Here is a 16,365-nt window from a genome sequence, read left to right as displayed (position 1 = left end):
TTCATTAAACATGAGAATCATTTCCGGAAAACACAAAGGAAGACGTCTAAGTGCTCCTAAAAATCTGCCTGTAAGACCTACGACTGACATGGCTAAAGAATCTCTTTTTAACATCCTAAACAACACGTATTATTTTGAAGATTTAGAAGTCTTAGATCTTTTTAGCGGGACCGGAAACATTAGTTTTGAATTTGCTTCTAGGGGAACAGAAAAAATAACCTCGGTTGACAAACACTATGGATGTATCAAATATATCAACGAAGTTTGTAAAGATTTTGACTTTGATATCAATACTGTAAAAAGTGATGTCTACAAATTTATTGACAAGACGAAGATCAAAGCCGATATTATATTTGCAGATCCTCCTTATAATTTTTCTGATGAAGACTTCTCTAAAATTGCAACTGTTATTTTTGAAAAGGACTTGTTAAACGAAGATGGTTTATTAATCATTGAGCACTCAAAACAAACAAAACTAGACAACCACCCTAATTTCTCCTATGAAAAAAGATACGGTGGGAATGTCTTCAGTTTTTTTGAAAAAGATTCATAAAAAAAAGAGAGCTAGTTAGCTCTCTTTTTTTTATAACTCTTGTCCCCAAAGGTATTTATAATCACAACTTTTGTTGCTTTCATTTATCTTAACAAAGGTTTCAACAACATGATCATTGTACCACTTTTCCATAGCATCCTCTTGCTTTTTTTGCAACGTCATTTGCTGTATCTTCACGTAATCCCTTGTAAAATCTGCTGTATGAGCTTCTCTCTTTTCTCTTAAAACAATTAACTTGAACATCTTTAAACCTTCTCTCGTTTCGTCATAGAAAGGCTCTGTAATATCTCCTACTTTCAAAGAACTAACTCTCCCATACAAACTAGGATCCATTCTGGTCAATTCAAAATTAGAATCATTAGTCTGAGGGTTGATAATAATCCCTTTATTTTGACGTGTTCCTTTGTCTTGAGAGTACTTTAAAACCGCTTTTTCAAAGGTCAACTCATCTGCTAAAATACTATCTCTTATTTGTGTAATTTTCTCTTCTGCCTCTTTCAACTTTTCTTGTGTTACTTTTGGCTGAATTAAAATATGACGTACATCCAACTCCTGACCTTTTATCTTTTCAAGATGAATAATATGATATCCAAAATCAGATTTGAAAGGCTCTGAAATTTCACCTTCATCCAGACTAAAGGCAACCTCCTTAAACTCCTTTACAAACTGACTTTCTCTAGTTAAGGTATATTTTCCTCCATTTTGAGTAACCCCGGGATCCTCTGAATATAATACTGCTTTCATACGCATACTAGACCCATTTAAAATATCTTGACGTATTCCTTTTAACTTCTCGATAACCTCTTGATTTTCTTTCTCAGATGGCTTTATATGCATCACTATTTGGGCCATTTCTATTTCAGCTCCAAATTGAGGCAAATTATTTTGAGACTCCAAACTTCTAAAATATACACGAACCTCTTCAGGAGTTACATTCACCTCTGAAACCACATTCTGTTTTTCTCTCTGTATCAATGTATTTTCTCTCTCAATACGAAGCAATTCTTTTCTCAAATCATCTTCATCATCAAAACCATACATTTTATATACCTTTTCTATAGAACCTAATTGTTGTTTTAAATAAGCGATATTTCGTTCTACACCAGATTCAATTTCAGCATCAGAGACAATCACACTATCAACAACAGCATGATGTGCTAGCAATTTCTGTAACATAATTTGCTCAAGCATCTCACAATCAGACATTGTAATCTTCCCTTCACTATTATTATAAACCTCTTGCTTGAATTTTTCAACATCCGATTCTAATACAATATTTTCTCCTACCACTACGGCAACACCATCCACTTTAATTTTTTGAGCCTGTAAAACCAGCACACAAAAAAGAATTGGTAAAAGTGATATTATTCTTTTTATCATCTTAATAAATTTCAAATTGTTTATTTTTCATGGCATCGTCTACCAACACTTCCTCTACTTTATGAATCATCTGTAACTTTCGCTGCTGCACGACCATCTGCTCAATAGTGTTAGACACGTAGCGTAAAGGTGCTATTTCATTTCTATTCAAAACATCTTTAATATAAATATAATACAGATCTCCCTCGTAGCTTTTTGCAATAAATTTCTTAGGTCTAAGCACCGTTGTATTAGAATAATTTTTCAAGACCGGTAACTTTCGTTGCACATCTTTATATCGAAACCATAAAGAATCGCTTAAGAAGGCATTCTGCATTTTATCTGTCTGTTCATCTAAAATAAACAAATCATTCATTGACTTAGACAAAAGCAAACGCTTGTATTTCGCTTTATTTTTATCATTTGGTTTTAAAGCAATATACTTAAACTTCACCAACTCTTCGTTTATTCTAAAACTTGCTTTATTCTCCTCATAATATTTCTTCAAATCGTCATGAGAAACAACCGTATCCAATTCTTTTAGAACTAAGGCTTTTTTAAATGAGTTGATAAATAAATCTTCACGATAACGAGAGACCAACAATTCTAAATTCTCATTCTGACTTGGCATATTAACTTCTGCCTTTTGCAACAATAATTTTTTCTTAGCCCATGCCAAAATTAAATTATTTGCAACTTCTGCACTATCCTTTTTAGCAACATCATGTGGAAAAACAAGTTCTAAATCTTCTTGATAAAACTTATGGTCATACACCTTAGCTATCAACTTAGAATCCTTATTTTTTTGCGTGGACTGAAAGAAGTCACAACTAGAAAAAACTACAATTAACGATATGTAATAAATATATTTACTCACTGTAAATTTCCATTTGAGAAGCAAGTTTCTTCACGGTCCTTTTATAAATTTTCACTTCATGTTTGGCTCTTAAACCCGCCAACCAGTCTTCTTGAATTTGGTTTTGGAAATCACTTATAACCTTCCCTTTTATATCATCAAATTCTTGCTGTACAGCTTCTTCTTTTTCAAATATTTTTACAATAACAGAATAATCACCTTGCTGATATACATTTGTCTCACCAACAACAAAATTCACCTCTTTAGGAAAAATTGCATTAGTTTTCTCAAAAGAACCAGACTTGATCAAAACACCTTCTTTCTTCTCAACCGCCATAGTAACTTTTGCAATAGAATCTGAATCAGAAACTAATTCCTTCAAAGCCTCTACCTGCTCAGAAATTTTAGTACTCACAACAACCGCATTAAATGATTCTGGCTTGATATAATCTGCTTTGTGAGATTTATAAAACTCTTGTAAACCAATAGTATCGTTTTGAGCAGCATCCCAAATTTTTTCTTTCATCAAATCAAATAACAAAAGTCCATTTTTATACTCTTGAAACAAATTTTTAAATTCCTCATCTGTTTCCTCTAAATGCACTTTATAATACTCTAAAATCTCCTGATCCAAAAAAGGATTAAAATTTTGCATTGCAGTACGATCTCTTCTATTCATTATATAATTAGAAAAATCTTTTTGCGTTAAAGTATCATTTTGAATTTTAATCAACCAAGTATTCAAAGAGTCTACAACTACAAAACTAGGGTTTTCAAATTCCTTTTTTGCAGTTTCATTTATTTCAATGGTATATTCCTTCTTTAATCTTAGAACTACAGGATTTGACAATGTTTTAGACCTACTATCTTTTTTAGTTTTCTGAAGCAATTCCTCTTTCACTTCTTCAAAACTACTTACTGGATAATGGTTTAAATATTTTACTATATGCCAACCATATGCCGTTTTAAAAGGCTTAGAATATTTATTTTCTGGTGTCAAAGCAAAACTAATCTCTCCAAATGGAGGTGGCAACGAACCAACACCAAATCTATTTAACTTCCCTCCGTTTACAGAAGATCTTTTATCATCAGAATATTTTTTTGCCAACTCTTCAAAACTTGTACCTGACAAAAGCTCATCATATACTTTATTTATTGTAGATGTTCCAGGTGCGGTAGTATCCCTAATCATTATATGCGCTACTTCCATCTCTCCCATAGATTCTCTTACATCAACAACCTTTAAGAAATGATATCCAAACTGCGTTCTAAAAACCTCAGACAACTCTCCTTTTGGAGTATTAAAGGCAGCACTTTCAAAAGGGTATACCATTCTAAAAGCAGAAAAATAACCTAAATCACCCGCATTTGTTTTAGCACTTGGATCCTCTGACTTCTCTTTGGCTACAGCATCAAAGTCAGCTCCATCAATAATACTTTGTCTGATCGCAGTGATTTTTTCATAAGCAGCTATCGTATCCGTAGCGTTTTTATCAACTCTTATTAAAATATGACTTGCACGTATTTCTGACAAAGTTCTATCATAAGCTTCTAAAACTAGGCTATCAATTAAACTATCATCATTCAAATATGGCAACACCAACTGATTTCTATACCGTGCCACCTCTTCAATATAAGAACCTATGGTGTCCATTTGAAGCTCTTCTGCCTCCATCAACTTTAACTTATAGTCAACAAAAAGCTGAACATCCTCATCTATACTCGGGGTTTCACCTTGGATTTTTAAATTTTTATTTTTCCCAAACAATCGTTCAAATTCGGAAGCATATACTTTTTCCTTGTCAATTTTCAATAAAACTTTATCTCTATTTTTCTGTGCTATCACAGAAGATCCTATCAATAAAAAAAAGGCAATGGTTTTAATTTTCTTAAGCATAAATTTTTTCATATTTTAAACAAACAATAGGTGGTAAATCTATTCTATTTTCAATCTTGCAAGTTATTCTATGGTTACGTCTTTTTGTGTTAAAAGTATCACAAAGAAATAATACCTTCAATTCCTGAAACTTCTTTGTATTTAGCAATTACCTCATCAGAACTTTTCACAACTTTAGTAATTGAAACACTTACGTATTTGTTTGTCTTTGAATTTTTGGTATTTATCACTACTCCTGGTAAATCAAATACATCTTTCACCTCTTTCAATTGGTTTTTAGTAGTTGGAACTATAAACTTAAATAGATATTTTGACGGAAAAGTGGATGCGTTATCCAAACTTTCTTTTAACTTATCGTAAAATTCTGATTGCTTACTCATTATTCTAGTATTTTCTAAACGATTTCTTCTCTTATTTTAAAGAACACAAAATTACACATTATCGATGACTTGTGAAATGTTGATTTTGTTTATTTTAATACGCTCCAATACAAAGATTACAGCTTTGTTAAGTAACGTTTCAAGTGTAAAAATAGTATGTTTGCAACATGCAGAAAAAAATCATAATTACTGGTGGTCCGAGTACAGGAAAATCAAGCATCATCAATGCTCTTATCTCAAAAGGACAACATTGCATGCCTGAAATTTCTAGGGAGGTTATATTAGAGGCCAGAGAAAAAGGCATTGAACATTTATTCCTAGATTCTCCTATTATGTTTAGTGAAATTTTGCTAAAAAAAAGAATTGAACAATTTTTCAATGCTGATAAAAACGAAACTGAAATTGTTTTTTTTGACAGAGGTGTCATTGACATCATTGCATATCTAAATTTTGCAGACTCCAAACACAAAATAAATTTTAATGATTTTTTAAACAAGCATTCGTATGATCTTGTTTTTATATGTCCCCCATGGAAAAAAATACACACCACGGACAACGAACGCTATGAATCCTTTGATGAAGCAAAAAAAATCCATTCAGAATTATTAAAAAGCTATCAAGATTATGGCTACAAGGTTATTGAAATCCCATTAGACAGCATCGAAAACAGATTAGATTTTATTCTAAAAAACATCAATTAAAAAAACTTTCGTATTTTTAATTATATACATTACGAGGACTGAATACTACTAAAAACATATTAAAAAAATACTGGGGTTTTAATTCCTTTAGACCTTTACAAGAGGAAATAGTCTCTACCGTTTTAGCTAAAAAAAACTGTATTGCCCTGCTCCCTACTGGAGGCGGAAAATCCATTTGCTATCAAGTTCCTGCCTTAGCTCAAGAAGGGGTTTGTTTAGTTATTTCTCCACTACTAGCCTTGATGCAAGATCAAGTTGAAAGTCTACATAGAAAAAAAATTAAAGCGGTTGCGTTAAACAAACCAATGTCGCAAAACGACACGATTATTCTTTTTGACAACATCCAGTTTAACAATATAAAATTTCTATATCTATCTCCAGAAAAACTGCAAACCACATTTATTCAAGAAAAAATAAAACAACTGAATATTTCTTTAGTTGCCATAGACGAAGCGCATTGTATATCTGAATGGGGACACGATTTTAGACCTTCCTACTTAGAACTAAAAATCCTAAAAGAATTATGTCCGGATGCAAATACAATTGCCTTAACTGCTTCTGCCACACCAAAAGTTTTGGAAGACATGTCAAAACAATTAGAAATTGATACGCCACAAATTTTTCAAAAATCATTTAAGAGAGAAAATTTAGCCTATCAAATATTTGAAGTTGAAGATAAAATTTTTAAGATAAAACAAATCCTCACAAAAATAAATGCACCAACTATCATTTATACGAATACAAGAAGAGAGACTAAAAAAATAAGCGATGTTTTAAACACTCAAGGTTTTAAAACCACTTTTTATCATGGGGGACTTAGCAACAATGAAAAACAACTTGCCTATACCAACTGGTTTACAGAAAAAACACCAACAATAATTGCAACCAATGCTTTTGGAATGGGAATCGACAAACCAAATATCCGTGTTGTTATTCATCTAAAAATCCCTAACAGTATAGAGAATTATTTACAAGAAGCAGGTAGGGCTGGAAGAGATGGTAAAAAAGCTTTTGCCGTAATGTTACTTCAAAAAAACGATGTTAATTTATTTAAGAAAAACCATACAGAACAAGAAGTTACAATTGATTATTTAAAAAAGATTTATTTTCAATTGAACCAATTTTACACCATTTCCATAGGTGAACTTCCATTAGAAGAATTCAGCTTTGAAATAAATAAATTTTGCAATACTTATAAGTTACCCTACACTAAAACATATAACGCCTTGAAAACACTAGCTACCCATCAAATAGTTTCGTTTTCAGAAGGACTTCAAAAAAAAACCAGTTTAAAATTTATAACCTCTAGTGATACAGTTTTAAATTACACCCAACAATACCCTTCAGTTGATAAATTCATCACCACAATTCTACGTTCATTTGGCGGGATTTTTGAAAACACTGTTCAAGTGAATGAATACAACTTAGCAAAAAAACTAAACCTTCCCATACAACAGGTTTTAAAACACTTTGAGAAACTAGCTAAAGATGGAATCATCAATTATTATCCTGCTAGTAATTCTGCAAATTTAAAATTTTTAGTTGCTCGAGATGATGATAGAACAATCAACACCATTGCAAAAGCCATATCAAGATTACAACATAACAAAGACTTTAAGGCTTCTGCAATTGCTACATTTGTAGAAAACACAAACAAATGCAGAAGCGTGCAACTCCTCAACTACTTTAAAGAAACTAAAACAGAAAACTGCGGCATTTGTGATGTATGTTTAAAGAATAAAACTAGAACCCCAGAAAAAAACCTTGCCCAGCACATTTTAACCCTACTTTATTCGAGTAATGCTACAACATCTAGAGAACTCGTTTTAAAACTTACACAATATCAAGAAATTGACATTTTAAACACGTTAGGACAACTAGTAGAACAAAATCTAGTTGCACTAAATGACTTAGGATATTATGATATCTCTCACAAACAATAAGTCAATCAAACTTCAATTTTGCAATTAGAACTCTATATTTGCAACATTAGAAATTATCATTCCAATAATTCATACCATGAAAGATTTAAAAATCGTTTTTATGGGTACTCCAGATTTTGCGGTGGCCATATTAGACAAGTTACTTACAGAAAACTATAATATAGTAGGAGTTATTACCGCTCCAGACAGACCCGCAGGAAGAGGAAGAAAACTAAATGAATCTGCTGTCAAGAAGTTTGCCTTACTGAATGATTTACCAGTTCTACAACCAACAAATTTAAAAGACCCTTTATTTTTAGAGGAATTAAAAGACCTTAATGCAGACTTGCAAATTATTGTTGCCTTTAGAATGCTGCCCGAAGCTGTTTGGAACATGCCTAAACTAGGAACTTTTAATTTGCACGCCTCTTTATTACCTGACTACAGAGGAGCAGCACCCATCAACTGGGCAATTATCAATGGTGAAACAAAAACTGGAGTTTCCACTTTTTTCCTAGACGATAAAATTGACACGGGTGCAATCATCCTTCAAAAAGAAACAGACATAGCGGAAGATGAAACGGTAGGGATATTACATGATAAATTAATGCACCTTGGAAGTGATCTTGTGATAGATACTTTAAAACTAATCGAATCAGGCAAAGTAACAACAACGGTTCAACCAGAAAAAATCACAAAAGCTGCCTATAAAATCCATACTGACACTTGTAAGATAGACTGGACAAAACCTTTAAACGAGATTTACAATCTTATTCGAGGATTGAACCCTTACCCTGCTGCTTGGACAAACTTCATAAACGACTCAAAGGAATCAAAATTGAAAATTTATGATGTAGAGAAAGAATTTGAACAACACAACGAAGAAATAGGATCCATAATAACCGATAAAAAATCCCTAAAAATAGCGACTAAAGATGGCTATCTAAAAGTCTTAGACCTGCAATTATCAGGGAAAAAGCGCATGGATTCAGCTAGTTTACTTAACGGTTATACCTTTGAAAAAGGAGCCAAAGCACAGTAGGACTGATAAAAAACTGAAGAAATAGTGTAAAAAAGACAGGTGTTATTAACAATTACCCCTCTTTTATTAACAAAGTAAGGTATTTTTATGTCCAACACTTGCACGAACCCTTATTCCTGCTATATTTGTTAAGACAAAACAAAAAATATAAAACCAATTTTTAATTTTTAAAACTATAATTATGAACAAATCAGAATTAATTAGTGAAATGGCTGCTGACGCAGGAATCTCAAAAGCTGCTGCTAAAGCTGCATTAGAATCTTTAACTGATAACGTAACTAAAACTTTAAAAGGTGGAGGTAAAGTTGCTTTAGTTGGATGGGGAACTTGGTCTGTATCTAAAAGAGAAGCTAGAGAAGGTAGAAATCCTCAAACTGGAGCTACTATTCAAATCGCTGCTAAAAACATCGTTAAGTTTAAAGCAGGAGCTGGATTAAGCGACTCAGTAAACTAATTATAAGAAAATATCTTATCAAAAACTTCCTTGGTTTTCTAAGGAAGTTTTTTTTGTTCCATATTTTCACTATCTTCATATCTAAACCCAAGCATAAATGGACTCATTAGCACCTCATAAAGGGAGACTTTTAGTTGCAGAACCATCTATTTTAAATGATAGTTCTTTCAATCGATCTGTAGTACTACTTACGGAACATTCTCAAGATAGCTCAATTGGTTTTATCCTTAATAAACCACTATCCTATACCCTACGTGATTTAATACCAGATATTGATTGTGATTTTATCGTTTATCAAGGTGGGCCGGTTGAACAAGACAACCTCTATTTTATACATCAAATACCAGAACACATCCCTAACAGCATAGAGGTTGGTAATGGCATTTACTGGGGCGGTAATTTTAATTCTTTAGTAGACTTACTGAATAACAAAAAGATCGACAACAGTAGCATACGTTTTTTCCTTGGCTACTCGGGATGGTCATCCAATCAACTACTAGATGAAATGGACACCAACTCTTGGTTTTGCATAGAAAACAGTTATCCTAATATTTTAAAAGAAAAAAACAATTCGTTTTGGAAAAATCATCTTCTTGAAATCGGTGGCAAATACACGCTTTGGGCAAACGCACCATCAGACCCAAAACTAAATTAAGTTTTAGGCAAAGCTTTAAAAGCTTTTGCTATTCTACTCCCCACTGAAGTTTCAAAATTCTTCTTTCTATATTTAGTTACTGACTGAACACCTACAATGGCATTCGAAACAAAAACCTCATCCGCTTTTTGTAAATCAAAAGGCGAAATAGACTCTTCTTTTAGCTCAAAGGTCTCATCTTTTTCAATAATCTCGATAATTTTCTTTCTAGCAACACCTTTGATACATCCATCTAATAATTTTGGTGTTCTGATCACACCGTCTTTTATTAAAAAGATATTGGCATTTGTTGTTTCAACAAGCATTTTATCCTCATTAATCAAGACACAAGCATCTAAATCGTTCTCTTTGGCATAAATACTAGCTACAACATTCAATAATCTGTTAGAAGACTTTAGAGTAGATAACAATCCTGAGTTTAAATAATGGTCTTTATATAAATCTATCTCATAGGAAGTTTTAACCTCTGCAACCGTATCAAACGCTTCAATAAGAAATTCAATTTCATTCGTTTGGGGTGTATATAATCCACCTTCTTTTCTATAAACAGTGCATTTTACTTTAGTTACAACATCCTCTCCCACTAGTTTCACAAGATTCTGGATTTGTTTTTCTAAATAATCTAGGGTCAACTTCATAGGAATTTCCATACGTATCATACGCATCGAAGCCATCAATCTAAAATAATGATCTTCTAAAAAACATATCTCCCCTTCCTCAATTCTAATTGTTTCAAATAAAGAATCTCCATAGGCAAACCCTCTATTATTTTTAGAAAGATGAAAAGTTTCTTTCTCAATAAGTGCACCGTTATAATTAACCATTTTCTTTTTTTTAGAGCGACAAATTTAAACAAAAAAAACGCCTTGAACAGAAGTTCAAGGCGTTAATATTTTTTCTAACAAGCTCTATGCCCCAATTGTTGACTTTAGATCTCCTATTTGATTTTCCCAAAGTAATTTAGCTTCTTCCATTTCATCTTCTTCCGCAAAATCAGTAACAATCAAAGAAACATCCTTAGTAATAGCATCAATCTGAATTTTAAACTCAAAATAAGAATCTGGATCTTCATCTTCAACCCACTTATATCTGGTTCTTTCATCTGTTTTATCAACTAAACGCTTTGCTTGCTCTTCAGCTCCATCCCATATAAAAGTATACATCGGACCTCTTGAATTTACATTATCAGCAAACCACTCTCCCAGCGCTGAAGGCGAAGAGAAATATTGATACAACATTGTTGGCGAAGCATGAATTGGAAATTCTAATTCAAATTTAATCTTACTCATATTTATACATCTTATGTTCACAATGTATGCTATTTTTTCAATAAAAAAAAATAATTTTAAAAGGTGATATTTTTTTTATTTTTTCCTTGCAATAACTCAAATTTATTCTATATTTGCACCCGCAAAAGGCGTGGTAGCTCAGATGGTTAGAGCGTCGGATTCATAACCCGGAGGTCAGCAGTTCAATTCTGCTTCACGCTACTAAAAAACTCTCAAGATTTCTTGAGAGTTTTTTTTATTTACAAAAAATTCATCTTCTAAAACAGATTGCTTACAATCAATTATTTAGTTTTTTACCCAACACAAAAAAACAGTATTGGAATGTCAAAAAGAGTAAACTCTAGAATCATTTCAATAAAAGAAACTTACTCTTAAAAACAGAAAAACAACTTATATAACAGATTTCAATTCGAAAAGTAAAACCTTCTTAAAACAAAAAAGCCTCTCTAAACAGAGAAGCTTTTTATTTGTACAGGCGGAGAGACTCGAACTCTCACACCTCGCGGCACTAGATCCTAAGTCTAGCGTGTCTACCAATTCCACCACGCCTGCAGCATAATTGCGATTGCAAATATACACAATACTAGTAAACTTCAAAGCAGTTCTCTCCTTTTTTCTTATTTTTGAGAAACATTTTTTTTTAGCCTATGAAAAACAGAAAACAATACATTGATAACCAAAAAGATAGATTTATATCAGAATTATTTGATCTTTTAAAACTTCCTTCTATTAGCGCAGACGCTGCATACAATCAAGATGTTTTGGACACTGCAACCCTTGTAAAGAGTCAACTTGAGCAAGTGGGCTGTGACAATGTTGAAATATGTGACACACCAGGTTATCCCGTTGTTTATGCTGAAAAAATTATAAATCCTGAACTCCCAACTATCCTTGTTTATGGTCATTACGACGTACAGCCTGCCGATCCGATAGAGCTATGGAACTCTCCCCCATTTGACCCTGTGATAAAAAAAACAGAAATCCATCCTGAGGGTGCTATTTTCGCAAGAGGTGCATGTGACGACAAGGGACAAATGTTTATGCATATCAAAGCATTTGAATACATGATTCAACATGAAGAACTACCTTGTAATGTAAAGTTCATGATCGAAGGAGAAGAAGAAATAGGATCGCCGAGCTTAGAATGGTTTGTAAAAGAACATGCAACAAAATTAGAAAATGATATTATCCTAATTTCTGATACAGGAATGATCTCGAATACACAACCATCCATCACCACTGGATTACGTGGACTTTCTTATATGGAAGTTTCAATAACTGGACCCAATAGAGATTTACACTCTGGTTTATACGGAGGTGCGGTAGCAAACCCAATCAACATATTAACACAAATGATTGCTAAACTGCAGGATAAAGATAACCGAATTACAATTCCTGGTTTCTACAATAAGGTAGAAGAGCTTTCTAAAGAGGAAAGAACTGAAATGGCCAAAGCACCTTTTTCTTTGGAGCACTATAAAAAAGCACTTGACATAAATGACATACACGGTGAAACAGGATACTCTACGAACGAAAGAAATTCCATTCGTCCTACTCTAGACGTGAATGGAATTTGGGGTGGATATATCGGAGAAGGTGCCAAAACAGTAATTCCATCAGAAGCTCATGCGAAAATATCAATGCGTCTTGTCCCTGGACAAAATCACGAACAAATCTCTGAATCGTTCACTACTTACTTCAAAAGCTTAGCTCCAAAATCTGTTAAGATAAAAGTGACCCCTCATCACGGAGGTCACCCATACGTAACACCAATTGATTCGATTGGATATCTAGCAGCAAAAAAAGCATATCAAGATACATTTAACACAGAACCAATACCACAAAGATCTGGAGGTAGTATACCAATTGTAGCTTTATTTGAAAAGGAACTAAACAGTAAATCTATCCTTATGGGATTTGGGCTTGACAGTGATGCTATACATTCTCCCAACGAACATTTTGGAGTATTCAACTTTCTAAAAGGGATAGAAACCATCCCTTTATTCTATAAATACTTTACAGAACTAAACAATCAGAAAGTTTAAATTTTAATCACTTTAGTATTTACCCCGTTACTAGCTCTTAGAAAATAAACCCCAGAATTTAAGCCGGAGATATCAATCCTATTACCAGGAGCAAAATAGCCAACTAGTTTACCTGTAAAGTCAAAAATTGAAACTGAATCAGTCTTTTTAAGTCCTGAAACTTTTAACACACCGGTAGTTGGATTTGGATAAACATTTTTCTGTTCTCCGTCTATGATATTCGTCCCCAAAATAGAACTTGTTTCTTGCACGAGATCATCAAAATAATAAACATCTGCTGCAACTAAATTAACACCTGCACTAAATTCAATATCAATTCTTGACACATAACCATCCGCAACAACCAAACCAGAAGTATCAAACTCAACAACACTCCACTGCGTCATAGACCCTTCTGTAAAACTAGACGTCACAGCCGCCTGTTTCACTCCACCAATCCATAAATATAAATTTATATCACCTGATACTATTGGAGAAAGAAACTTGAAATGGAAGTACTTCCCAAGAACATCATTCCAAGTAGTACCACCACCGTTTAATTGAATAAAGGGATACGCCCAAGACCCTACATTACTATTCACGGTAAATTGAGCAACTTTGAGTCCAGTATCATTTCCAGTAGTCCCTGTAGGGTTATCAACAACCGTGGCTGTTGTCTGCCCTGTTCCTTGCTGACCTAAAACATATACATAAGCAGGATCAGTATCTTCAAAATCAACCGTCCATTGCGCTTGAGTTGTACAAAAAATAAAAAGCAATAAAATAAAAAGTAATTTTGTCTTCATAAATAAAGTTTTATATTATTAAAAGACAATAAGATAGGTGAAAATATTATGAGTTCCTATCAAATATAAATTTTTACCATTTTTCGCCAATATCTGGCTTTATGCGCTTCTTCATCCCACTCATATAAGCAATGACTTATATTTTTAGATTTAAGAATGCCACTCAAAAGAAAATTACTAGCTAAAAACAAATCCTCTTTTCCTATTGCAAGAACTATATCCATACGTCTAAGTTCCTTCAAAATCAGAGGATCATGCAAATTTTTTAAATATTGATTTGGCATATTAAAATACACCTCTGTATCATGATAACCACTTAATAAATCCTGAAAATAACCTTTGGACTCAGTCAAATCATAACGCCCACTCATACCCACCACCTTACAAAATAAATGAGGATGCCTCATGGCAATATTTACCGCATGATAAGCCCCCAAACTACAACCCGCAGAAATCAAATGAGAACTAGAATTCAACTTATCACTTAACGGAACCACCTCTCTTATTATATACTTCTCATATTGAGTATGTCTAAAAATTCTATAGCCGGGGTGACTAAAATTATTATAAAAAGACTCTAAATCGACGCTATCAACACAATATAACTGTAAAAAACCTTGTTCTATTTTATCCGACAAAGATTCAACAACATTCCAATTTTCATAATCATAAAATCTCCCCATACGAGGCGGAAAAAAAAGCACTTTAGTTCCAGAATGGCCAAAAACAAGCAATTCCATTTCTTTTTCTAAATTGGGACTATACCATTTATGATATTCTCTTTTCATAGCATATATCTAGAATAATTTGGATTACATCACATTTTTACTTTAATTTTCTCAGGAAATATTTCTTTTTTCTCTTTCAACTTTTGAGCCCAAAGTTGGTATCCTTTTTTGCTCAAATGCAACCCATCTTCTATAAAATATTTACCATCAGGATAACCATTAGCATCAAGCATATCATCATAAATGTTTACAAAATGAAAATTCTCGTCCTTTAAACAAATTTCTTTAATATTACTATTTGTATATCTAATACTATCGGACAAATACCATCTACTAATACTTGGTTTAATAGAAATATAGGTACAAGGAATATTTCCGTATTTATCCCTAATTTTCGCAAGTAGATTTTCAAAAAAAAGAACCACCTCTTCAGGGTGTCGATTGTCGCCTAAATCATTATCGCCTGCATATACTATAAACGCCTCAGGCTTTTTGATGTTTTCAAATACTCGATCAAAAAACCAAGTACATGCTCCTAAAGTAGATCCACCAAAACCCAAATTAATCGGCTTATACTCTTTAAAAATATTTGTCAAATTATCCCACAACCTAAACGAAGAACTCCCATAAAATATCATTTTTGGATCTTCATCCAGCAATGCAATTTCTCTCTCCAACCTTTCTAAATCTTCATGATACCAAAACACAAGTCAACTCTTTTAAATATTATTTTAAATGTATTAAAAACATCTCAATAACATCAGAACTTAAGTTAATAATTTTGATTTCTACAAATTAAATTCTTTGCGCATTTTTTTAGTCATACTACTCACTACCAAATCATAGGAATGATCTATCAACTCATACAAAAAAGCATCTTGTAAATTGGTATACTCAACCGTTATCCAATGCCTTTTATTCATATGATATCCTGGTTTTATTTGCTCATAGGAATCCTGTAAATCCAATGATTTTTCTGGATCACATTTTAAATTTACAGAGGCAGGTAGCTTTTCTAATCCCGTTAATGCAAACATCTTATTAGCTACTTTAAACACCAATGTTACCTCATCAAATGGAAACTCCTCGGTTACTTGTGGCTTAGACAAACAATAATCTCTTAGTTTTTCAACATTCATAAAAAAACATGTTTTGATAATATATAATAAAAATGAACTATCTAAACTTAAAACCCTAAACTAGCCTTCTTTTTCCTAGCATGTTTAAATATCGTTCGCAAACTAAAATACAATATAAAAGACATGGGGATCACAACACAAACCCAACCAACAAAGGCATGCAAAAACGCTTTAGAGAAAGACTGCAATGTCTTCCAAAAACTAACATCAAAACTCCTTTGTAAAGTTTCAAAAGTAAACGGCACAACTGTCTCTCCCATTATTTCTAACCCAATTTTCATAAGCGGAATAAACAATATAAATCGCAATGGCTCTATCAAAAAATTAACCGCAATCATGATACTCAAATTTAACCGTAATGGAACCGTAATCATGGTAAATATCAATATGGTAATTCCATATATTGGAAAAAGAGTCAACATAACTGCTAAGGATATACTCAATGCCAATTGATGAGGTGTCAATCCTTTTTTTAAGGCAGTTTTTAATCTGTGTATGTTTTTTTTAAAATATTTCATAACAATTCCGAACAAGTATTCTGTCCTGATTCTCCTCCTTTA

Annotated in this window: 18 protein-coding genes and 2 tRNA genes; 8 read left to right on the top strand and 12 right to left on the bottom strand. The window is 32.7% G+C overall.

The window, feature by feature from the left end; translation table 11 throughout:
• Nucleotides 1-10 precede the first annotated feature (10 nt).
• Nucleotides 11-553, top strand: a complete 543-nt coding sequence (locus AC2DZ0_RS14545) for an RsmD family RNA methyltransferase (protein ID WP_484642626.1) — start codon at nt 11-13, stop codon at nt 551-553.
• A 30-nt stretch (nt 554-583) separates the two neighbouring features.
• Here AC2DZ0_RS14545 and AC2DZ0_RS14540 read toward each other — a convergent pair whose 3' ends face one another.
• From AC2DZ0_RS14540 to AC2DZ0_RS14525, 4 genes are all read right to left on the bottom strand, one after another.
• Entirely contained in the window at nt 584-1,933 is a 1,350-nt protein-coding gene (locus AC2DZ0_RS14540; protein ID WP_484490785.1) for a peptidylprolyl isomerase, read from the bottom strand.
• 1 nt (nt 1,934) lies between these two features.
• Nucleotides 1,935-2,789, bottom strand: a complete 855-nt coding sequence (locus AC2DZ0_RS14535; RefSeq protein WP_484490784.1) for a peptidylprolyl isomerase — start codon at nt 2,787-2,789, stop codon at nt 1,935-1,937.
• Entirely contained in the window at nt 2,782-4,677 is a 1,896-nt protein-coding gene (locus AC2DZ0_RS14530; protein ID WP_484642623.1) for a foldase protein PrsA, read from the bottom strand. The genes AC2DZ0_RS14535 and AC2DZ0_RS14530 overlap by 8 nt, the downstream gene beginning before the upstream one ends.
• A gap of 86 nt (nt 4,678-4,763) precedes the next feature.
• Entirely contained in the window at nt 4,764-5,045 is a 282-nt protein-coding gene (locus tag AC2DZ0_RS14525) for a DUF493 family protein (protein WP_484490782.1), read from the bottom strand.
• 167 nt (nt 5,046-5,212) lie between these two features.
• Between AC2DZ0_RS14525 and AC2DZ0_RS14520 the strand changes: the two genes are divergently transcribed.
• The 5 genes from AC2DZ0_RS14520 (at nt 5,213) to AC2DZ0_RS14500 (ending at nt 9,819) form a co-directional block, all read left to right on the top strand.
• The gene (locus tag AC2DZ0_RS14520) at nt 5,213-5,746 is read left to right on the top strand and encodes an AAA family ATPase (protein WP_484642621.1); all 534 of its coding nucleotides are present in this window, start codon (nt 5,213-5,215) and stop codon (nt 5,744-5,746) included.
• 38 nt (nt 5,747-5,784) lie between these two features.
• Nucleotides 5,785-7,689: a RecQ family ATP-dependent DNA helicase gene (locus AC2DZ0_RS14515; protein ID WP_484644841.1), complete on the top strand. Its 1,905-nt coding sequence runs from the start codon at nt 5,785-5,787 to the stop codon at nt 7,687-7,689.
• Nucleotides 7,690-7,765: 76 nt separating this feature from the next.
• Nucleotides 7,766-8,710 carry a methionyl-tRNA formyltransferase gene (gene fmt / locus AC2DZ0_RS14510; RefSeq protein ID WP_484642619.1) on the top strand — a complete coding sequence of 315 codons (945 nt, stop codon included), beginning with the start codon at nt 7,766-7,768 and terminating at the stop codon, nt 8,708-8,710.
• A 181-nt stretch (nt 8,711-8,891) separates the two neighbouring features.
• Nucleotides 8,892-9,164, top strand: a complete 273-nt coding sequence (locus AC2DZ0_RS14505) for an HU family DNA-binding protein (protein ID WP_300326038.1) — start codon at nt 8,892-8,894, stop codon at nt 9,162-9,164.
• Nucleotides 9,165-9,261: 97 nt separating this feature from the next.
• Complete coding sequence (locus AC2DZ0_RS14500; RefSeq protein ID WP_484490779.1) at nt 9,262-9,819, top strand: YqgE/AlgH family protein; 558 nt, start codon at nt 9,262-9,264, stop codon at nt 9,817-9,819.
• Here the strand turns inward: AC2DZ0_RS14500 and AC2DZ0_RS14495 are convergent.
• Together AC2DZ0_RS14495 and AC2DZ0_RS14490 are read right to left on the bottom strand one after the other, a co-directional pair.
• Nucleotides 9,816-10,643, bottom strand: a complete 828-nt coding sequence (locus AC2DZ0_RS14495; protein WP_484642617.1) for an aminotransferase class IV — start codon at nt 10,641-10,643, stop codon at nt 9,816-9,818. The genes AC2DZ0_RS14500 and AC2DZ0_RS14495 overlap by 4 nt on opposite strands.
• 84 nt (nt 10,644-10,727) lie before the next feature.
• Nucleotides 10,728-11,108, bottom strand: a complete 381-nt coding sequence (locus AC2DZ0_RS14490; protein ID WP_484490777.1) for an START-like domain-containing protein — start codon at nt 11,106-11,108, stop codon at nt 10,728-10,730.
• Between the two features lie 127 nt (nt 11,109-11,235).
• Here AC2DZ0_RS14490 and AC2DZ0_RS14485 point away from each other — a divergent pair.
• Nucleotides 11,236-11,309: transfer RNA gene (locus AC2DZ0_RS14485), tRNA-Met, on the top strand.
• Nucleotides 11,310-11,578: 269 nt separating this feature from the next.
• Here the strand turns inward: AC2DZ0_RS14485 and AC2DZ0_RS14480 are convergent.
• Nucleotides 11,579-11,660, bottom strand: a tRNA-Leu gene (locus AC2DZ0_RS14480).
• Between the two features lie 95 nt (nt 11,661-11,755).
• Between AC2DZ0_RS14480 and AC2DZ0_RS14475 the strand changes: the two genes are divergently transcribed.
• Complete coding sequence (locus AC2DZ0_RS14475) at nt 11,756-13,153, top strand: dipeptidase (protein WP_484642616.1); 1,398 nt, start codon at nt 11,756-11,758, stop codon at nt 13,151-13,153.
• On the opposite strand, the gene AC2DZ0_RS14470 is transcribed toward AC2DZ0_RS14475, so the two are convergent.
• From AC2DZ0_RS14470 to AC2DZ0_RS14450, 5 genes are all read right to left on the bottom strand, one after another.
• Nucleotides 13,150-13,938 carry a T9SS type A sorting domain-containing protein gene (locus AC2DZ0_RS14470; protein ID WP_484642614.1) on the bottom strand — a complete coding sequence of 263 codons (789 nt, stop codon included), beginning with the start codon at nt 13,936-13,938 and terminating at the stop codon, nt 13,150-13,152. The genes AC2DZ0_RS14475 and AC2DZ0_RS14470 overlap by 4 nt on opposite strands.
• 59 nt (nt 13,939-13,997) lie before the next feature.
• Nucleotides 13,998-14,726, bottom strand: coding sequence for an esterase family protein (locus AC2DZ0_RS14465; protein ID WP_484642612.1), 729 nt, complete (start codon nt 14,724-14,726; stop codon nt 13,998-14,000).
• 29 nt (nt 14,727-14,755) lie between these two features.
• Complete coding sequence (locus AC2DZ0_RS14460; protein ID WP_484642611.1) at nt 14,756-15,373, bottom strand: GDSL-type esterase/lipase family protein; 618 nt, start codon at nt 15,371-15,373, stop codon at nt 14,756-14,758.
• Between the two features lie 81 nt (nt 15,374-15,454).
• Entirely contained in the window at nt 15,455-15,805 is a 351-nt protein-coding gene (locus tag AC2DZ0_RS14455; protein WP_484642609.1) for an MmcQ/YjbR family DNA-binding protein, read from the bottom strand.
• 47 nt (nt 15,806-15,852) lie between these two features.
• Nucleotides 15,853-16,323, bottom strand: a complete 471-nt coding sequence (locus AC2DZ0_RS14450; protein WP_484642608.1) for a DUF2062 domain-containing protein — start codon at nt 16,321-16,323, stop codon at nt 15,853-15,855.
• Nucleotides 16,324-16,365: the final 42 nt, after the last annotated feature.

It is taken from the genome of Flavicella sp. IMCC45668, from assembly GCF_057219105.1.
Note: the sequence above shows the minus strand (reverse complement) of the source record. Positions and strands in the feature narration are given on the sequence as shown.